At 44.5% G+C, this 18,686-nt stretch carries 15 protein-coding genes and 2 pseudogenes; 5 read left to right on the top strand and 12 right to left on the bottom strand.

The window, feature by feature from the left end; genetic code table 11:
• Nucleotides 1-40: 40 nt before the first annotated feature.
• Nucleotides 41-1,036, bottom strand: coding sequence for a lipoate--protein ligase (gene lplA / locus AAGG74_RS08855; protein WP_162102045.1), 996 nt, complete (start codon nt 1,034-1,036; stop codon nt 41-43).
• A 12-nt stretch (nt 1,037-1,048) separates the two neighbouring features.
• Nucleotides 1,049-1,783, bottom strand: a complete 735-nt coding sequence (locus AAGG74_RS08860; RefSeq protein WP_429675136.1) for an MBL fold metallo-hydrolase — start codon at nt 1,781-1,783, stop codon at nt 1,049-1,051.
• A 158-nt stretch (nt 1,784-1,941) separates the two neighbouring features.
• Here AAGG74_RS08860 and yhfH point away from each other — a divergent pair, with 158 nt between their 5' ends.
• Both yhfH and gltT read left to right on the top strand, forming a co-directional pair.
• Nucleotides 1,942-2,076, top strand: coding sequence for a protein YhfH (yhfH, locus tag AAGG74_RS08865; RefSeq protein ID WP_274379691.1), 135 nt, complete (start codon nt 1,942-1,944; stop codon nt 2,074-2,076).
• A 269-nt stretch (nt 2,077-2,345) separates the two neighbouring features.
• Nucleotides 2,346-3,635, top strand: coding sequence for a glutamate/proton symporter GltT (gltT, locus tag AAGG74_RS08870; RefSeq protein ID WP_162102048.1), 1,290 nt, complete (start codon nt 2,346-2,348; stop codon nt 3,633-3,635).
• 37 nt (nt 3,636-3,672) lie between these two features.
• On the opposite strand, the gene AAGG74_RS08875 is transcribed toward gltT, so the two are convergent.
• The 4 genes and pseudogenes from AAGG74_RS08875 to AAGG74_RS08890 form a co-directional block, all read right to left on the bottom strand.
• Nucleotides 3,673-4,080, bottom strand: a complete 408-nt coding sequence (locus tag AAGG74_RS08875; protein WP_429675137.1) for an ASCH domain-containing protein — start codon at nt 4,078-4,080, stop codon at nt 3,673-3,675.
• A gap of 14 nt (nt 4,081-4,094) precedes the next feature.
• Nucleotides 4,095-5,134 (bottom strand): annotated as a pseudogene (locus tag AAGG74_RS08880) (M42 family metallopeptidase).
• Between the two features lie 133 nt (nt 5,135-5,267).
• On the bottom strand, nt 5,268-5,528 hold the full coding sequence (locus AAGG74_RS08885; protein WP_225494207.1) for a hypothetical protein: 261 nt from the start codon (nt 5,526-5,528) through the stop codon (nt 5,268-5,270).
• 15 nt (nt 5,529-5,543) lie between these two features.
• A pseudogene (locus AAGG74_RS08890) lies at nt 5,544-6,281 on the bottom strand (YhfC family intramembrane metalloprotease).
• A 107-nt stretch (nt 6,282-6,388) separates the two neighbouring features.
• Here AAGG74_RS08890 and fabHB point away from each other — a divergent pair.
• Nucleotides 6,389-7,366 (top strand): beta-ketoacyl-ACP synthase III FabHB, encoded by a 978-nt coding sequence (gene fabHB / locus AAGG74_RS08895; protein ID WP_162102052.1) that lies wholly within the window; start codon nt 6,389-6,391, stop codon nt 7,364-7,366.
• Nucleotides 7,367-7,407: 41 nt separating this feature from the next.
• Here the strand turns inward: fabHB and AAGG74_RS08900 are convergent, their stop codons facing one another.
• From AAGG74_RS08900 to AAGG74_RS08925, 6 genes are all read right to left on the bottom strand, one after another.
• Entirely contained in the window at nt 7,408-9,735 is a 2,328-nt protein-coding gene (locus AAGG74_RS08900; RefSeq protein WP_429675138.1) for a YhgE/Pip family protein, read from the bottom strand.
• 70 nt (nt 9,736-9,805) lie between these two features.
• Nucleotides 9,806-10,381 (bottom strand): TetR/AcrR family transcriptional regulator, encoded by a 576-nt coding sequence (locus AAGG74_RS08905; RefSeq protein ID WP_162102054.1) that lies wholly within the window; start codon nt 10,379-10,381, stop codon nt 9,806-9,808.
• A 141-nt stretch (nt 10,382-10,522) separates the two neighbouring features.
• On the bottom strand, nt 10,523-11,935 hold the full coding sequence (gene hemY, locus AAGG74_RS08910) for a protoporphyrinogen oxidase (protein ID WP_429675139.1): 1,413 nt from the start codon (nt 11,933-11,935) through the stop codon (nt 10,523-10,525).
• Between the two features lie 14 nt (nt 11,936-11,949).
• Nucleotides 11,950-12,882 carry a ferrochelatase gene (gene hemH, locus AAGG74_RS08915; protein WP_162102056.1) on the bottom strand — a complete coding sequence of 311 codons (933 nt, stop codon included), beginning with the start codon at nt 12,880-12,882 and terminating at the stop codon, nt 11,950-11,952.
• 72 nt (nt 12,883-12,954) lie between these two features.
• Nucleotides 12,955-14,016 carry a uroporphyrinogen decarboxylase gene (gene hemE / locus AAGG74_RS08920; protein ID WP_429675140.1) on the bottom strand — a complete coding sequence of 354 codons (1,062 nt, stop codon included), beginning with the start codon at nt 14,014-14,016 and terminating at the stop codon, nt 12,955-12,957.
• A gap of 121 nt (nt 14,017-14,137) precedes the next feature.
• Nucleotides 14,138-16,282, bottom strand: a complete 2,145-nt coding sequence (locus AAGG74_RS08925) for a transglycosylase domain-containing protein (RefSeq protein ID WP_429675141.1) — start codon at nt 16,280-16,282, stop codon at nt 14,138-14,140.
• 121 nt (nt 16,283-16,403) lie between these two features.
• Between AAGG74_RS08925 and hmoB the strand changes: the two genes are divergently transcribed.
• Nucleotides 16,404-16,904, top strand: coding sequence for a heme-degrading oxygenase HmoB (gene hmoB, locus AAGG74_RS08930; protein WP_429675142.1), 501 nt, complete (start codon nt 16,404-16,406; stop codon nt 16,902-16,904).
• A gap of 355 nt (nt 16,905-17,259) precedes the next feature.
• The gene (locus tag AAGG74_RS08935; RefSeq protein WP_429675144.1) at nt 17,260-18,651 is read left to right on the top strand and encodes a hypothetical protein; all 1,392 of its coding nucleotides are present in this window, start codon (nt 17,260-17,262) and stop codon (nt 18,649-18,651) included.
• Nucleotides 18,652-18,686 lie beyond the last annotated feature (35 nt).

An 18,686-nucleotide genomic window follows, 5' to 3' on the forward strand; every position in this document is an offset into this window, starting at 1 on the left:
TTTCAAAAACGCAGCCGCTCTTTCAAACAATGTGTTTTGCTTAATATATCAGATCAAGGAAATCTTCTTTCGTAATATTCCCAAAGTAATGCTTGAGATTCACACCTTCCAGCACATCAGCGATGACGCTGCGTTCATATTGTTTTCCGACCAGCAGGTTTTCCATTTCGGATACATCCCCAACACCGAAGAAGTCCCCGAAGATTTTACAATCCTCAATTTTGCCTTTCTTGACTTCCAGACGCAAATCAATCGACCCGATCGGGTAACGTTTCGAGTGATTGAGATTAAATTTCGGTGAACGGCCGTAGTTCCAATCCCAATTCTGATAGCGCTCTTTCGAAATTTGATGAATGACCTCCCAATCTTTTTCCGTCAGCTTATACTCCGGCACGTTCCCAATATCATTTGTGTTGAAAATATGGCGAAGCAAATGGCTTCGGAATTCTTCAGTCGTCATTTTATCATCGAGAAACTCACTGATGTTTGCTACGCGGCTTCTAATCGACTTGATGCCTTTTGATTCAATTTTATCCTTTTTCACCTTTAATGCTGACACAACATGATCAATGGCTGAATCAAACATGAGAGTGCCGTGGCTGAAGATGCGTCCTTTTGTCGCAAACTGAGCGTTTCCGGATATTTTCCGGCCGCCCGCTACAATGTCGTTTCTCCCGCTTAATTCCGCTTCAACTCCAATCTGGCGCAACGCCTGAATGACCGGCTCAGTGAACTTTTTGAAGTTATGAAAGCTGTCCCCGTCATCTTTTGTGATAAAGCTGAAGTTTAAGTTCCCCAGATCATGATACACAGCGCCTCCGCCTGATAAACGGCGGACGACGATAATTCCGTTATCCTCTACATATTTTGTATTGATTTCTTCTATTGTATTTTGGTTTTTTCCAATGATAATAGAAGGCTGATTCACATAAAAGAGCAGGTATGGCTGTTTAGGGTCTAAATGCTTTACACAGTACTCCTCAATAGCAAGATTAATCCGCGGATCGTTGATGTTTTGATTGTCGATAAATAACATGATGCTCCTCCTTTATCCTTCCCACACAAAGCCTGATTTCGCAATATTCACTTCACCGTTAAAAACGGTTTTCGCTTCTTCACGAAGCTTGTCATGCACGCCGAAATGCGGCAAATGCGTCAGCAGCAATTCTCCAGCTCCTGCTTCTTTTGCTATTCGTCCGGCTTCCAGGCTGTTCATATGGCCAGCGCTTGTTCCGTCTTGATCAGCATAAAAATTGCATTCTGAGATCAATAAATCGGCATTTTCCGAAAACGGAATAAACGAATCCTGATAGCTGGAATCAGCGGTATATACGACAGTATGGCTGCCGTCAGTAATCCGCATGGCATAACACGTGACCGGATGAATTGTTTTTAAAAAAGTGATCGTAAACGGACCAACAACTAGCGGCTGCTCCGGCTGATAGGCGATCCCCTTCGTATGTGTTTTATATGTAAGCTTTTGAAACTGCTCTATATCAGCATCATGTCCGTAAATCGGAAGCGTATGCCCTCCTTTGCCCAGAAAGGAACCAACTTGTTTGGCAAATTGCAGCGGCCCGATGTCAGCGATATGGTCATGATGATAATGAGACAGAATGACCGCATCAAGCTTTTCCGCCGGCACATATCCGAACAGCTTAGATAATACGGCACTGCCGCAATCAACAAGCAGAGAGTAATCACCTGACTGAAATAAATAACCTGACGTCGCTTCATTTGCGGCCGGAAAACCGCCATAGCATCCGATAACTGTAAATTTCATAATGTCCTCCTATCTTTTCAAGAAAATTGATCCTCCTTCAATATACCCATTTTTCTAAAAAAAAGCATGTTTTACACATTGTATCAAAACAGATATTGATTTTTACAATCTGTTATATTACAATGAAGTCACTTCAAATTAAGAAAGAGGGATTGGTTATGCTGGGAAAAATCACAGAATTTTTTAGAAACCTACCTTCGAAAAAGTGCGCGGAATGCGGAAAAAAGATAGAAGAGCAGCATGATTGTTACGGCAATATCTGCAATGACTGTATAAAAGTAAACGATTTGTAAAAGAGCAAAATCCCGCGCATCACATGCGGGATTTTCTTTATTTTCAAACACTTTTTTATTTTGAAATAACAACCATGTTAGGACAAAGATCACCTGTTTTTAGATAATTATGATGATTTTTATTTTATTTTAGAAAATTCTTTATTTTCTAAATATAATTTGCTATAGACGAACTCATTTCTTATCTATTATAATTTGATCTAATAGTGAGATTAAATATATGTCTATTCATGATGTATGTTGATACTTTGTTTTTCGGGAGGTAATCTATGAAAAGAATTAAGTTTGGATTAGCCACACAAATATTCGTTGGACTTATTCTAGGTGTCATTGTTGGCGTTATTTGGTATGGCAACCCAACATTGCCTACTATATTGCAGCCAATCGGGGATCTCTTTTTACGCTTAATCAAAATGATAGTGATTCCTATTGTTGTCTCTAGCTTAATCATCGGTGTAGCCGGTGCAGGAAATGGAAAGCAAGTCGGTAAATTAGGCTTTAGAACAATTCTGTACTTCGAGATCATTACAACTTTTGCTATCATTCTCGGACTAGCCCTTGCAAACATCTTCCATCCGGGTACAGGAGTTAATATACACGAAGCTCAAAAATCGGACATCAGTCAATATGTTGAAACTGAAAAAGAGCAAAGTAATAAATCAGTGGCGGATACATTTTTGCATATTGTGCCGACAAACTTCTTCCAGTCTTTGGTTGAAGGGGACCTTCTTGCTATCATCTGCTTTACAGTGCTATTTGCATTGGGTATTTCCGCAATCGGTGAAAGAGGCAAGCCTGTTTTAGCCTTTTTCGAAGGTGTATCCCATGCCATGTTCCACGTTGTAAACCTTGTGATGAAAGTTGCGCCATTCGGTGTTTTCGCGCTTATCGGAGTGACTGTATCTAAATTCGGACTCAGCTCCCTTCTCTCTCTCGGAAAGCTCGTCGGATTGGTGTATGTCGCACTTGCTTTCTTCTTAATTGTCGTATTTGGAATTGTTGCAAAACTTGCCGGCATCAGCATCTTCAAATTCCTTGCTTATATGAAGGACGAAATCTTACTGGCGTTCAGTACGTCCAGCTCTGAAACGGTTCTTCCGCGCATCATGGAAAAAATGGAGAAAATCGGCTGTCCGAAAGGTATTGTTTCATTTGTGATTCCGATCGGATACACGTTTAACTTAGATGGGTCTGTCCTCTATCAATCTATTGCCGCGCTGTTTTTGGCACAGGTTTATGGCATTGATTTGACAATTTGGCACCAAATTACGCTTGTACTCGTCTTAATGGTAACATCTAAAGGAATGGCTGCCGTGCCTGGTACTTCTTTTGTTGTCTTGCTTGCGACACTTGGCACCATCGGCGTTCCGGCTGAAGGACTTGCCTTTATTGCCGGCGTAGACCGTATCATGGACATGGCACGTACCGTTGTCAACCTGACTGGTAACGCGCTTGCTGCCGTTGTGATGTCTAGATGGGAAGGCATGTTTAATTCAGCAAAAGCTGAAACGGTCATGTCTCAAGCTAAAGCAGACCGAAACGCAACCATTTCCGGTTAATGAAAAGCCTGCGGGGTTCTTGCCCCGCAGGCTTTTTTTAATCTTGAACAAGCTCAAACAGCTCTGTAATCAAAACAGTATCATGATTCAGGTCCAGTTCACCGTTTTTGATCAGTTCCGCCCATGCCGTCCGATGGTCTCCCTGAAATTCCTCAATTCGCTCGCCATTGCCCTCTCCTTTGACTAGCCTCATATCAGGGGCTCCAAAGGTCGTTTCAAACACATCTATCACTTTTATATTGCATCTCGGTTTGTCATGCTTATCATAAACGGTAACAAACTGCCCGGCTGTTTGATACACATCATTCAATTCATCTTTAGAATATAATGATTTCGGGGCGCACGTGGCTGTTTTTTCACCGGCGAGGATTTGCTGAATCAGCTGTTCGCCCAAGCCCTCATCACCTTCCCAGCCGAATGTGCTTTTCAGCTCATAAATTTTCATTTCGTCTTCTCCCCTTATACCATCGCTGACTGTACATAATAGTACAGAAGCTTGGCCGTATGGCGAAGAGACGATTGATGGGTCCGTTCAAATGCATGGGAAGCATCAATTCCCGGCCCAATGAGTCCATGCACAATATCATGTCCCGCTTTGATCGCTGCTGACGCATCTGACCCGTAGTATGGATAAATATCAAGCTTATAGTCGATATGATGCTTCTCAGCTAAATCGGCTAAATGCTTTCTCAGCTGATAATGATACGGCCCGCTCGCATCCTTCACACAGATTGATACTGAATATTCATCTGTCGCCTGTCCGTCACCGATAGCCCCATATCGACCGCCAAATATTCGACCGTTTCAGCAGGAATATTGGAATTCCCGCCATAGCCGATTTCTTCATTATTCGAAATGAGAAAATGGGTTATATACGGCAGTTCAATACCTTCTGTTTGAATTCGATGAATTAAACGAAGCAATAAGGCGACACTGGCTTTATCATCTAAATGGCGAGATTTAATAAATCCGCTCGAGGTGATCTCAACGCGGGGATCAAACGACACAAAATCACCAACGCCAATGCCAAGCTCTTCCGTATCTTTTCGGCAGTGAACAGGTTCATCAAGGCGAATCTCCATATTCTCCTGATTTCGCTCAGCTTTTCCTGCGTCTTTGTATACGTGCACTGATGTTTGATGCATTAAAATGGTGCCTGTATACGTTTTTCCCGAGGCTGTTTCAATTTGGCAATACTCCCCCTCAATCGAGTTGTAGCGGAACCCGCCGATCAAATCAATTTTCAGCCGGCCGTCAGCTTTGATTTCTTTTACCATAGCGCCGAGGGTGTCAACGTGCGCCGTCAGCATGCGGTGCCGGGACGTGTCGCGTCCGGGAAGGGTTGCAATTAAACCGCCCTTGTGGTTCCGAACCGTTTCTACTTCCCATTCTTTTAAAAGGCTTTCAATATAATTGATCACCTCATATGTATTTCCTGTCGGGCTGGGGATCGATACAAGTTCCTTGATGAGCTCCATTGTTTTGCGTACAGACGTCACAGGGATTCCTCCTTTTATTTTTCTATTTAAAATATACTCCTTTCCCGAGGAACTCGTCCAATCTTTTCCTATCAATCTCTCATATGCTGTAGAGAGCATGGGAGGAGGAGGAATATCTATGTGCTGTCGTCATTCACATGAACGGAAACATCATTGTCACGATTGGTTTGATGATTTTTGGTTCTTTGACGAGTGGTTCGATAAAGATTTCCACGACCATTGCGAGAAAAAGAAAAAACACCATGACCCTTGCGAGAAAAAGAAGAAAAAGAAACACCATTGTTTCTCTTGTAAAAAACACAGACACTCTTGCTGTCGTTGGTAACGACTGAAATATTCTGATGACCCATGCTTCATGAATATTTCCATTCCCATTTTTCCAAGCGGGCTTCACTGCTGCTTGGACCTTTTATTGTAACAGTCTTTTTGCTTTGACAATCCAGATAGACTGATACGGCTGCGATTTACTTTTAACAGCAGCAGATTCTATTATTCTTTTTTGATATAAAACTGCCGGTACATTAAAGAGTGCATGCAGAAGAATAGCATACAGCAAAAACTGCGGCCGGCAGTTTTGAACCGCATAATGCACAAGCAGTAACAGCCCGATTTTGACGGCAATTGCACTGCTTCTTTCTATTCCGTCCAGCAGCCATTCAAATGAAGGAGTATGCAGCAGCTTCTGCCGCATCGGCAAAAATGGCATCATTAAACAAAAGCTGTTCAAACGTTCCATATTAAAAATGCATATACAATAAGCGAGTTAGAGGACAAGCCTGCCATCAAGATAACCTAAAGCCCGCCATGACCCGTTCCAAACGCTAAGCGATCCAATCAAGCATAATGGCGCTTCAAAAAAATCTCATCACGATATACCTGCCGCACTCCTCAAAAATCCCGGCCATCAAACAGCCGTAAATGCCATACCACAATGGATGTCTGCATGGCTTTCGTCAGTTCATTCCCCTGCGGTACATAAAGCTCTCCAAAAGCTGGACAAAGACGACAAAATACGTGAGAGCGCCCATAAAAAGACCTTAAATGAGGTGCTGTACTTTCGCTGAAACCATACCATCAGCCCGATCAGCAATAAAAACACAATAGCCCCTGATACTGCCATATAGACGACTGCTCCTTGACTGACCATTTTCCAGTCTCCTTTTCCCTTTTCATCGGTTCCTTTCTATGAAAAAAATTTTTTAGTACCAGATACTAATATCTAGTGTTATAATCTGATCATAAGGAGTGATACATATGTCAAAAGCAACAATTACAGCAATTGGCACCTATGCGCCGAGCAGACGCTTAACCAATGCGGATTTAGAAAAGATCGTTGATACTTCAGATGAATGGATTGTTCAGCGTACAGGGATGAGAGAGCGACGGATTGCGGATGAACAGCAGTTCACCTCTGATTTATGCATCGAAGCGGTGAAGGATCTCAGGAATCGTTACGACGGGACACTTGATGATGTCGATATGATCCTCGTTGCCACAACAACAGCCGATTACGCCTTTCCTAGTACGGCATGCCGTGTGCAGGAATACTTCGGCTGGGAAAGCACCGGCGCGCTGGATATTAATGCGACGTGCGCCGGGCTGACATATGGCCTTCATTTGGCCAACGGCTTGATCACATCTGGCCTTCATCAAAAAATTCTCGTCATCGCCGGAGAGACATTGTCAAAGGTAACAGATTACACGGACCGAACGACATGCGTTCTGTTTGGCGACGCTGCGGGTGCGTTGTTAGTAGAGCGAGATGAAGTGACACCTGGATTTCTCGCATCTGTCCAAGGAACAAACGGAAATGGCGGAGATATTTTGTATCGTGCCGGACTGCGGAATGAACTAAACGGAGTGCCTCTAGCTAATACCGGAAAAATGGTTCAAAACGGACGCGAGGTGTATAAATGGGCAGCGAGAACTGTCCCCCGCGAATTCGAACGTCTTCTCCAGCAGGCAGGACTGACAAGCGGCGAGCTCGATTGGTTTGTCCCTCATAGCGCCAATTTGCGTATGATTGAGTCGATTTGTGAAAAAACGCCGTTTCCGATTGAAAAAACGCTCACCAGTGTCGAATCTTATGGAAATACATCTTCTGTTTCAATTGTTTTGGCTCTTGATCTCGCAGTAAAAGCCGGGAAACTAAAAAAAGATCAAACCGTGATGCTATTTGGATTTGGCGGCGGATTAACCTATACAGGATTGCTTATCAAATGGGGTATGTAATAAAAAAAGAACTTGTTTCCAAGGAAACAAGTTCTTTTTTATTATGAAGCCGGCTGTTCTTCTGAAGTTTCTTCCTTCCGGCTTAAAATCGTAAAATAAGTGATGGTGAGCAAGATCATGACAAGGGCAATACCGATGAGTACACCGGCCATTTGCCACATGTAGCCAAAATCACCGTTTGAAATGACCGCTCTGAATCCGTTAATGCTGTAGGTCATCGGCAATGCGCCGTGAATCACTTGATAGAAATTCGGAAGCAATTCAAGCGGGAAGGTTCCTCCGCTCGCTCCCAGCTGCAGCACTAAAATAATGACTGCAATAAATCGGCCCGGATTGCCCATCGTTGTCGCCAAAAATTGAATCAGCGCCAGGAAAGCGAGACTCGTAATGATCGTAAACACGTAAAATCTCCACGCGCTCTCAACCTCGAGACCAAGCCCTAGAAGCAGAACCGTCGCCACAATCAGTGATTGAATGATTCCGACAAGCATCATCACATTGAACTTACTGAAGAACCATTCAAAACCGTTTCTCGGACGTCCTGATGCTTCCTTCAGCGGGAAGACCACCGTCAGCATGATGCCGCCGACATACAAGCCCATTGACAGAATATAAGGTGTGAGCCCTGTTCCATAGTTAGGAACAGAATGAATGGCGTCATCATCCGTTTTCACAGGATCGGAGAACATGCCATATGTTTGATCATCAGCATTGATATCTCCTGTTTGATCAGCCGCATCCTTCAGCTTATTAGACAGCTCTCCTGTGCCGTCCAACAGCTTGCCTAAGCCTGTATCAAGTGATCCAGATCCATCTGCCAGTTTTGATGATCCGCTTTGGATCTGCTTAGAACCGTCTAACAGTTTCAGCAAGCCGCCGGATACTTGGCTGCTTCCTGTCACCAATTTCTCTGAGCCTGCTTTTGCTTTGGCAAACTGCTTATTATATTCACCAATTCCGGCTGTCAGTTTATTTTGGTTTTCTGTCAGGTTTTGTGAACCATTGTATATCTTTTCGGCTCCAGCCGTTAATTTGTCAATCGCATCTTGAACCGATTTTGCGCCGTTGTAAAGCTGCGATGTAGCTGCTGGCAGTGCCTTTGCCTGTGCGACCTGCGCTTTCACATCTTCCAGAGAGCTTTTGATCTCTGAAATGTCAGGCAGCTGATCAGCTGTAGGAAGCTGGCTTACTATTTGATCAAAATCAGGCACATCAACTTGCGGAAGCTGCTTTTCAGCAGAAGCGATCAGCTGGCTTTTTTGCTCTGCTGTTAAGAAATCACTCGAGTTGATGAGATTTTTAAATGCCTGATCTCGGTCTTTCAAGCTGTTTTCAAGGTCAGTCAGCTGCTTTTGAAATTTCTTCATCGCAGTTTCTGACGTGTCCAAGTTGTTCACAGCAGTTTCAAGCTTCGTTAAATCGAGCTCATTAATGCGCTTTTCCGCTTTTGCTGCTTTCTCGGCTCCCACTTGCGCTTTACTGTTGAGCTGTTCTAGCCCGTTTGTAATTTTAGGCAAGCCTTGCTGCGTTTTTTGCAGGCCGGCGAGAAGCTCATTCAGCTTGCCTGTCAGCTGTCCTGAACCTGCAGCAAGCTTACTTGAATTATCATAAATTTGGCTGCTGCTGTTCTGGAATTTTCCGAGCGAGCTGTCAAGCGATTGGATGCCGCTTGTCACCTGCGCCGCTCCGTCTGCAAGCTGCGCCGTTTTGTCACTGATGGTGGCGGTGCTTTCTTTCAGCTTATCCAGATTTTCTTTTAGCTGGGCGCTTCCGTTTTTCGCATCCTTTGCGCCGTCATCAATTTTTTTCGCTCCGCTGCTCGCGTCGCTCAACCCTTTTGCGATATCTTTAAAGTTATCAAAAATGACTTTCGAATATTGCTTGGTTACTTCCTTAGAAACTGAGGCTTTCAGTTTATCAATCGCTTTTTCACCGATTGTTGCCCCTACATAGTTCGAACCCGCATTCGTATGATATTTCAGATCCAGCTTTTTCGGATTTTTGTCCATTACAGTGCTGGCATTCTTAGAAAAATCCTTAGGAATCTCGACAACTAAATAGTATTTTTGATTTAATAAGTCCTTTAGCGACTGATCGAGATCATTAGAAAAATGCCAATCAAAGTTATTATTATCTTTTAATTCTTTGACCAGATCATCACCGATTTGAAGTTTTTCTCCTTCATACGTTGCTCCTTTGTCTTGGTTAACGACAACGACAGGCAACTGATCGACTGTGCCGTATGGATCCCAATAAGCCTTTAAGAACACCCCGCTGTAAATAAGCGGAACAAACAAAATGGCAATGATGGGAATTAATAATTTTTTACTCGTTACGATGTCTTTCCACTGACTTCGTATTGTGTTCATCCTGATGCCTCCATTCTAAAACTGACTCATCATGAAAAATAGTCATTTTCTTACAAAGAGAAAGGATTATCTAATGGGCTGACAATCCTTTGACAACATACAATTCAAGCAATTCCGCAATTGTCTCTTTATTGAGCGGGGGATGCTCTTTTTCCCAATCAAAAATAAGCGCAATATAAAGCTTCAGCATCACGAAAGCTGTCAACTCAGGGTCACACGGTTTGATTGCACCGCTTTTAATCCCGCCTTCAATCTTATTTTTTATGTAAGACAAAATGCCTTGCTCCATTTTTTGGATCACTTCTTGAACAGCCATTGTACCAATCTCAGCGTTTTCTTGGAAAATTTTAATCGTCAGCTGATGCGTTTTCCTGAACTCCAGAATGGCAAACAGCGCCCTGTGGACATTTTCATGGAACGGAAGGTTCGGCTCCATTGCTTCGTCCGCTTTTTGCTCCATTTCCTTTAATAAAGTAGTGAAAATCTCGTCAAAGAGCTCTTCTTTATTTTTGAAAAACGTATAAATGGTTCCCTTCCCTACGTTCGCAAGCTTTGCCACAAGATCCATTGTTGTCGCTTTATACCCGAATTGCGTAAAAGACTTGGTGGCTGCCTTTAAAATGAGCTTTTTTCGATCTATCGACATTGTATCCACCTCAAAACTGACCATTTGAACATTTTAGTCATTAAGTACATATGCAAATGTACCACATCCAACTGTTCAAATCAATCATTTATTCACAAAATTGCCATTGCACAGCAAAAAACCTCCGCCATAGCGGAGGTTTTAGCTGAATAAATAGGTAAGCGCGTCAGACACGGCAGCTTTTCCTTGATCAATGCAGTCGGGAATTCCGACACCATCGAAAGAAGCGCCTGTCATGTAAACACCTGGATATGCAGAAGCTAATGCTTCACGCAGCTCTTTAATGCGCTGCTTATGTCCGACATGATACTGCGGCATGCTTTCATGCCAGCGGGTGACACATGTCATTTCCGGCTCCCCGTCAATATTCATGATTTTCTTTAAGTCTTCTAAGACAATGTTGATAATGTCGTTATCTGAGAGGTCGACGATGGATTCGTCTCCGGCTTTTCCGACATAGGCGCGAAGCAGCGTTTTGCCTTCTGGCGCTGCGTGCGGCCATTTTTTGTTCGTCCACGTACAGGCTGTAATCGCGAAATCACTGTTTCTTGAAATCACAAAGCCTGTGCCCTCATGTTCCATTTGGACAGCGCCTTCCGGGAAGCCCAAGGCGACAGTTGCCACGGATGTGGAGTGCATGTTCTTCAAATGAGACATGGCTGGAAGATCAGAAAGCATTCCTGCAGCCGCTTTATGCGGAGCTGTCACAATCACTGATTCAGCATCCAGCGCGACACCGTTATCCAGTTCGAGTGAGTAGCCAGTGTCGCCCCGGCTGATCTTGGTCACTTTTGTGCCTTTATATACCTTCGTCAGCTCTAATTGCTTCTCGATCTCTTCTACAAGCGTCTGCAAACCGGTTGACAGGGTTTGAAACTGCCCTTGTTTTTTAGCCGTCAGCTGCTGTCCGGAGCTTTGAGGCCTTGTTTTTTTCATACCGAGAATCAAGCTTCTGTGCTTTTGCTCCGTCTGATAAAATTGCGGGAAAGTCGACATAAGGCTGAGCTTGTCAATGTCGCCTGCGTAAATGCCTGATAGAAGCGGCTCGATTAAATTCTCAACCACTTCATCACCGACACGTCTGCGGAAAAATCCCCCCAATGACTGGTCATCCTTTGACTTGCTTGCAGGCAGGAAGAAATCCATAGCAGCTCTTGCCTTCCCAGACAGAGAAAAGAGACCGGTGGAAACGAACGGCGCAATTTTAGTCGGTATCCCCATCACGGCGCCCTTCGGCATTGGATGCAAAGTGCCGTTGACAAGCACATAGGATTGCCCTGTCGCATTGTTGACAAGCAAATGCTCAAGGCCTGCATCTTTTACAAGCTGCGGAGCGCTTGTCTTTCGTTCCAGAAAAGAGTCAGGACCTCTTTCAATGACATAGCCGTCCTTTTTGACAGTTTGGATTTTCCCGCCGACTCTCGGACTTGCTTCAACCAGTGTCAGCTCAAGCGGCAGATTTTTTTCTTTGATTTCTTTTTCCATATAGAAGGCGGCGGCCAAACCAGTAATGCCGCCGCCGATGATGACTACATGTTTTTTGCCGTCACTCATGTTCATCACCTTCTTTAACGTCCTAATTTTTTTAATACAACTGTTGCTAACGCATCAATAAATTCCGGCTGTGCATTCGGCATTTCCGGACGGTAGTAGCTTGCGCCAATATCGTCAGTAACCACTTTGCATTCATAATCATTATCATAAAGCACTTCTAAATGATCTGCGACAAAACCGACAGGGACATATACAAATGCCTGATAGCCTTTTTGTTCAAACAAATCACGTGTTAAATCCTGTACATCAGGTCCCAGCCAAGGATCAGGCGTGTTCCCTTCACTTTGCCAGCCGACAGCATATTCGGAGATGCCTGCGCCTTCAGCAATTAATTTCGCCGATTCATGAAGCTGGTCCGGATATGGGTCTCCAAATTCTTTGATTTTTTCCGGCAGACTGTGTGCGGATATGATGAGCATTGCGTTTTCTCTTTCATCTTCAGGCATTGACACATATGTGTCCTTCACTCGGTCAACCCAGTATTTCACGAATTTCGGTTCATCGTACCAGCTTTCAACAGATGTGATCGTTATGCCGCCAAGTTTTTCTGCCTCTTCTTTGGCTCGTTTGTTGTAAGACTGTACGCTGAATGTGGAGAAATGAGGCGCCAGCACGAGGCTTACAGCTTCTGTAATGCCGTCCTTATGCATTTCTGCCACAGCATCTTCAATAAATGGCTCGATATGCTTCAGTCCGATGTACGCTTTAAACGTGATCTCATCCTGAACCTCATTTAAGTGCTGTTCAAGCTTATGCGCTTGCTCCTCTGTGATTTTGGCAAGCGGTGAAATCCCGCCAATTGCTTCGTATCTGTCTTTCAAATCTTGAAGCATTTCAGGTTCAGGCTTTCTGCCTCTTCTGATATGTGTATAATACCGTTCGATATCTTCTTCTTTATAAGGCGTGCCATACGCCATAACGAGAAGCCCCATTTTCTTTCTACTCACTGTCTACACCCTCTTTAATGATCTGATACAAACATTTTGACAGGATATCATTTAAGATACCAAAAGATATGCTTATGAATATTGACCCATTTTCTTGTTTTGTGAATATTTATGGACAAATGCTGTCAGCTTTTTCAAAACCTCAGGATTGACGTCAGGAAATACTCCATGCCCAAGATTGAAAATGAAGCTGTCCGATTTTAACCCCTGATCCAGTATTTCCATCGTTTTTTTCTCAATGACTTCCCACGGCGCAAGCAAAATAGACGGGTCCAAGTTGCCCTGCACTGTTTTCGTAATGCCTTTTGATCTGGCTTCATCAATTCCAAGTCTCCAATCAAGCCCGACAACATCTAACGGGAGGTCATGCCAATCGCCTGCAAGGTGGCTTGCGCCGACGCCAAACATGATCAGCAGCACATTCTCCTGTGCAAGCTCTGAAAAGATTCGGTTCATTACTGGTTTGATGTATGTTCTGTAATCTGCCTGATTCAGCGCGCCGACCCATGAATCAAAGATTTGTATCGCTCTTGCGCCCGCTTTAATCTGCGCTTTCACGTACACGATGATCATGTCGGCAAGCTTGGACATCAGCAGATTCCACGCATCCGGCATGCTGTACATGAAGGCTTTTGTTTTATTGTAGTTTTTCGATGGGCCGCCTTCAATCATATAGCTGGCCAGTGTGAAAGGCGCACCTGAGAAACCGATGAGCGGCACGTTGAGCTGCTCATTGACAAGCAGTTTAATCGTCTCAAGCACATACGGCACATCCTGTTCCGGATCAATCTGGCCAAGTTTTTCAATGTCCGCCAGAGACCGTATCGGCTGATCAATCACGGGACCGATCCCATTTTTGATCTCAACATCCACACCGATTGACGGGAGGGGAGTCATGATATCTTTATAAAGGATTGCAGCATCGACTCCGTATTGCTCAACCGGCAGTCTTGTGACATACGCACAAAGTTCCGGCTGATGTGTAATGTCAAACAATCCGTACTTTTCCTTCAGCTTCCGGTATTCCGGCTGCGAGCGCCCTGCTTGTCTCATATACCATACAGGCGTGTGATCCGCTTTTTCTCCCCGTGCCGCTTTTAAAAACGTCTCATTAAACGTTTCTCGTTTACTCATCTGATTTCCACCTTTCATACTGCAACCATACGTTCGTGTTTCTTGACTCATTACACTATACCTTGTTTTAGGCAAATGGTATAGAAGTGAGGCTCAAAGTTCAAGAAATCGCCGAATTCCATTAAGAGGAAAACAATTTAGGCTGAACGTAATCGGTTCCTTCCCCTTCTTTCTTTGTCTGTGTATTATAAGGCACAATTTTATAAGAAGCGCCCGAAAACAAGTTGGCATAAGGAATTTCATAGCTTCCCTTTCCTTCAACTGACTCAAGAAGCGTTTCCTTGCCGTCTTTGTTTACATAAATTCTGTATACGGCCCGATCATCCTTTTGAGCGTCCCATTTTAATTCGATGGTAAACAGCCCCGCAGCTTTGAATGTGTAATCTGCTTTCAGTGTTTTGACAGGCTCCAGCTCAATCGGGCTTTCTAGTTCTTTGACGTTTTTCGGTTTCGCAAACACAGAACCGGTTTCGCCAGCCTGTGTCAAAATATCCTTAAACAGTCTCGTCGAATACGAGCTGCCGCCTTTTAAATAATGGCTTTGATCTGTTTTGTCATAACCCATCCAGACAGCCCCGGTTATTTTTGGCGTATAGCCTGCAAACCAAGCGTCTTTTGTCGCCCCGGAGACACCCGTATAAGTTGTAGAACCGGTTTTTCCGGCCAGGTCGCCATGATAGGTTCCGGACGTCGCCGTTCCCTTTTTGACCACCTGCTGGAGCATTCTTGTCATATTCCAGGACGTTTGCTTGCTGAATACCCGTTTTTCCTCTTCTTTATGATCGGCTATTATTTCTCCGTCTTCATCTTTTATGCTTGAAATAAAGTATGGCTCAGTATACGTTCCATTCGCGGCGAACGTATGAAATGCGCCGGCAAGCTGGAGCGGCGAAACGCCTTTTTCCAAGCCGCCTAGAGCAAGCGCAAGCCCTTCATCAGGGACATCAATTCCGTTTGCTTTCAAATAAGATTTTCCAGTTTCAACACCGATCTCATTTAACGTCCACACAGCCGGCGCATTTTTGCTGAACGCAATGGCGTCAGACATGGTGACTTCACCCTGATAGTGGCTGTCATAGTTTTTCGGCGTATAATCTCCATAGGATTGCTGTTCATCCTTTAATAGAGAATAGGGCTTGAATTTTTTTTCTTGCATCGCCGGCCCGTATACTGCCAGCGGCTTAAATGTGGAACCCGGCTGGCGGGCCGCAGTGGCACGATTATACCCTTTGGCTGTGTAATTTCTTCCGCCGATCGCCGCTTCCACGCCGCCTGTCTTGTTATTGATAAAGACCGCGCTTCCTTCAGCATTCTGGTCTGTTCCGGGATAATAGCTTCCCTGCTTCATCACTTGATAAGCCGTCTTTTGCAGCTTCGAATCAAGCGGCACCTTGATCGTATATCCGCCTTGAAGCAGCTGCTCTCCGGAAACAGAGTACTTGTCTTCCGCTTCTTTAATGACAAGGTCAACATAGCTGTCAAACCAAGGTGTTTCTGATTGTTTCTTTACGTTCAGCCCGAGTGTCCGCCCCTGTGCGCTGACAGCCTCTTTCGCACTGATAAAGCCTTGATCATTCATCATGCCGAGAATCGCATCACGCCGCTCCTTACTTTTATCAGGATGCAAAACAGGCGAATACGTAGAAGGCGCCTTCGGCATAGCGGCCAAAACCGCACCCTCGGATACAGTTAAATCTTTTACCTCTTTACTAAAATAATAGTGGGATGCTGCTTGTATGCCGTAAACGCCATGTCCGAAGTAAAGCTGGTTCAAATACATCTCCAGCAGCTTGTCCTTGCTGTAATCCCGTTCAAGATTGATCGCAATAATCACTTCTTTTGTTTTTCTTAAAAACGTTTTGTCATGTGTCAGAAAAATATTTTTAGCAAGCTGCTGGGTAATCGTGCTCCCGCCCTCCACCTTTCCGCCTGCCAAAATATCACGGTACACTGCCCTGCCGACCGATTTTGCATCAATGCCATGATGCTCATAGAACCTTTTATCTTCAACAGCGATGAAAGCTTCTCTGACCTGCTTCGGAACCTCATTAATCGAGACTGGCTCACGATTTTCCGTATAGAGGCTGGCAATCTCATCTCCGTTTTGATCCACAATTTTAGATGATGCATGAAGAATCAGCTTCTTTTCATCTATGACATAATGCCCGAGAAAAATAATTGAAATATATCCTATTAAAGCGAGAAAAGCAGTTAACACTAAAAGCATAATGGGGATCAATAGTTTCTTTTTCTTTATCTGAAACATGAACTCACCTCGCCTTTCTAAAAGTAGTATGGGAAAAATTGTTTGGAATTATGTTTGAAGCACTCGCCAATAGAAACTTATACCATTGTTTTGATATACTAGCAAGCAGGAGGTGGCTGATATGAAGGTTTATATAACATATGGAACAGCCGATTTTTTAAAAACAATCGTCAAGAAACACCCCTCGGAACAGATGCTTTTGATGCAGGGGCAGGAAAATGCGATTTTGATCCACGAAACAAGCGAAGATACGGTTTTCCAGGCACCGCACACCTATGAAGTAATTGACCAAACCGGAGAGATGAAGAATCCCGGCTTTGCAGTCTTGAATAATATTGCCGTCACTCAAGAAGGACGCCCGCTGTTTGAAAACAGATTTAAAAACAGAGCGGGAAAAGTCGAAAACGAACCCGGTTTTGAAGCGATTCGTGTGCTCCGTCCGCTTGACAGTGACACCTACGTTATTCTTACCTTGTGGGAAGCCGAACGAGCCTTTCAAGATTGGCAGCAGTCCGATTCATACAAAGAGGCCCATAAAAAACGCGGTACGTCTGCCGGAATGGATACAACGTCGATCTTCTCCCGTCCTTCGTATGTCACTACATATTTCGCTGTTGAATAGCTGCCGGCTTGCCCGTCAGCTTTTTTAATGGGGGAAAGCAACATGAATGCCCTTTCTGCGAGTTTAAAGGCTGATGATTTAATAAGAAAGGAAAAAAACCTTATTGAACCTGCCCTTTTCGAATTTGACGCTCACGGCATGATTTATATTTAGAGCCACCGGAAAGCATCACCGCCTGCGGAACAAATTGGCTTGCTGACGCGGGTGTGGTTTCTTCCAGCACAATAAAAAGCGAATAAAGTCTTAAAGCAGCAGTTAAAACAATTCAATATCCAGCTTTCATTATAACTCTTTCTTCTGTTCCGGCACCTCCCGCCCGCCTATGAATAATCTGTAGGAAGCGGAGGAGTGATCAATGATGGAAGTCGGGATTTTGTCTGTCCATATTCTGTATGTATTTTTTATCGGAGTGATTATCCTATTTATGCTGCTGCGGAAAGATACGACCTTTATTTCCTTATTCGGTATTTTCATCATCTCGCTATGGGCGAGTCATTCACTTTCAGCTGCTGTCAGCAGTTTATTCCACAGCTTTATCTACGCGGCCGGCGAACTGCTGCCCACGATTTTCATTATTTGTTTTATCGTTTCGATGAGTGATTTGTTAACCAAAACAGGGATAAATGAAGCCATGATTTCTCCCTTTGCAAGCCTTGTGAAAGGCCCTGTGACTGCTTACTGGCTGATTGGCGGACTGATGTTTGCCATTTCTCTCTTCTTTTGGCCTTCACCGGGTGTCGCTTTGATCGGCGCCGTCTTGCTTCCGACAGCCGCCCGCGCCGGGTTGCCGCCTATTGCCGCTGCCATGGCTATGAACTTATTTGGACACGGTTTTGCCCTCTCAGGAGACTTTGTCATTCAGGCAGCGCCAAAGCTGACAGCTGATGCAGCAGGCATTCCAGTTGGTGACGTCATTTCGGCCAGCATCCCCCTTGGGCTGATTATGGGATTGGCCACAACAACCGCAGCATTTCTAATGATTCAGCGCGAACGCAGCAAACAGGAGCAGCCAGCTTCTTTGACTCCCGCACATCCTGGCGAACTAGACACCTCGCTATACTTGCCAAAACGTCTGCGGTTCGTACTGGCTTTTGTCATTCCGTTTGTCTTTCTTGCTGATATCGCCTGCATGATCTTGTTTACCCTTCAAGGAAATGATGCGACCGCATTAATTGGCGGGTCTGCAATCTGTATCCTTTTAATCGTTCATTTTCTCGTATATAAGCAAAAAAGCCTTGAAAAAATCACCGGTTATTTTATTGACGGATTCCAATTCGGTTTTAAGGTTTTCGGTCCCGTCATCCCGATTGCGGCTTTCTTTTATCTGGGCGACTCAGGCTATGAAAACATCCTGGGCACTTCACTCCCTAAAGATTCCCACGGAATTGTCAACGATCTCGGCATCGCGTTATCCCACATGATGCCTATGTCGAAGGAGCTTGCCGCTGCTGCTTTAACTGCAGCAGGAGCCATCACCGGCCTCGATGGATCAGGATTCTCAGGCATTTCTCTCGCTGGCTCTATCGCCAAACTCTTTTCAGCTGCTCTTCATACTAATCCCGCCATTCTGACTGCGCTCGGCCAAATATCTGCCATCTGGGTGGGCGGCGGCACACTGGTTCCTTGGGCACTAATCCCCGCTGCGGCCATGTGCAAAGTCGATCCTTTTGAGCTTGCCAGAAAAAACTTCATTCCCGTCATGATTGGCCTTTCAGTCACAACCCTCGCAGCCATGATGTTGCTTTGATAACACACAAGTTGAAATATTCAGAATTTTTATAT

The organism is Bacillus mexicanus (genome assembly GCF_050445615.1).
GTDB lineage: Bacteria > Bacillota > Bacilli > Bacillales > Bacillaceae > Bacillus > Bacillus mexicanus.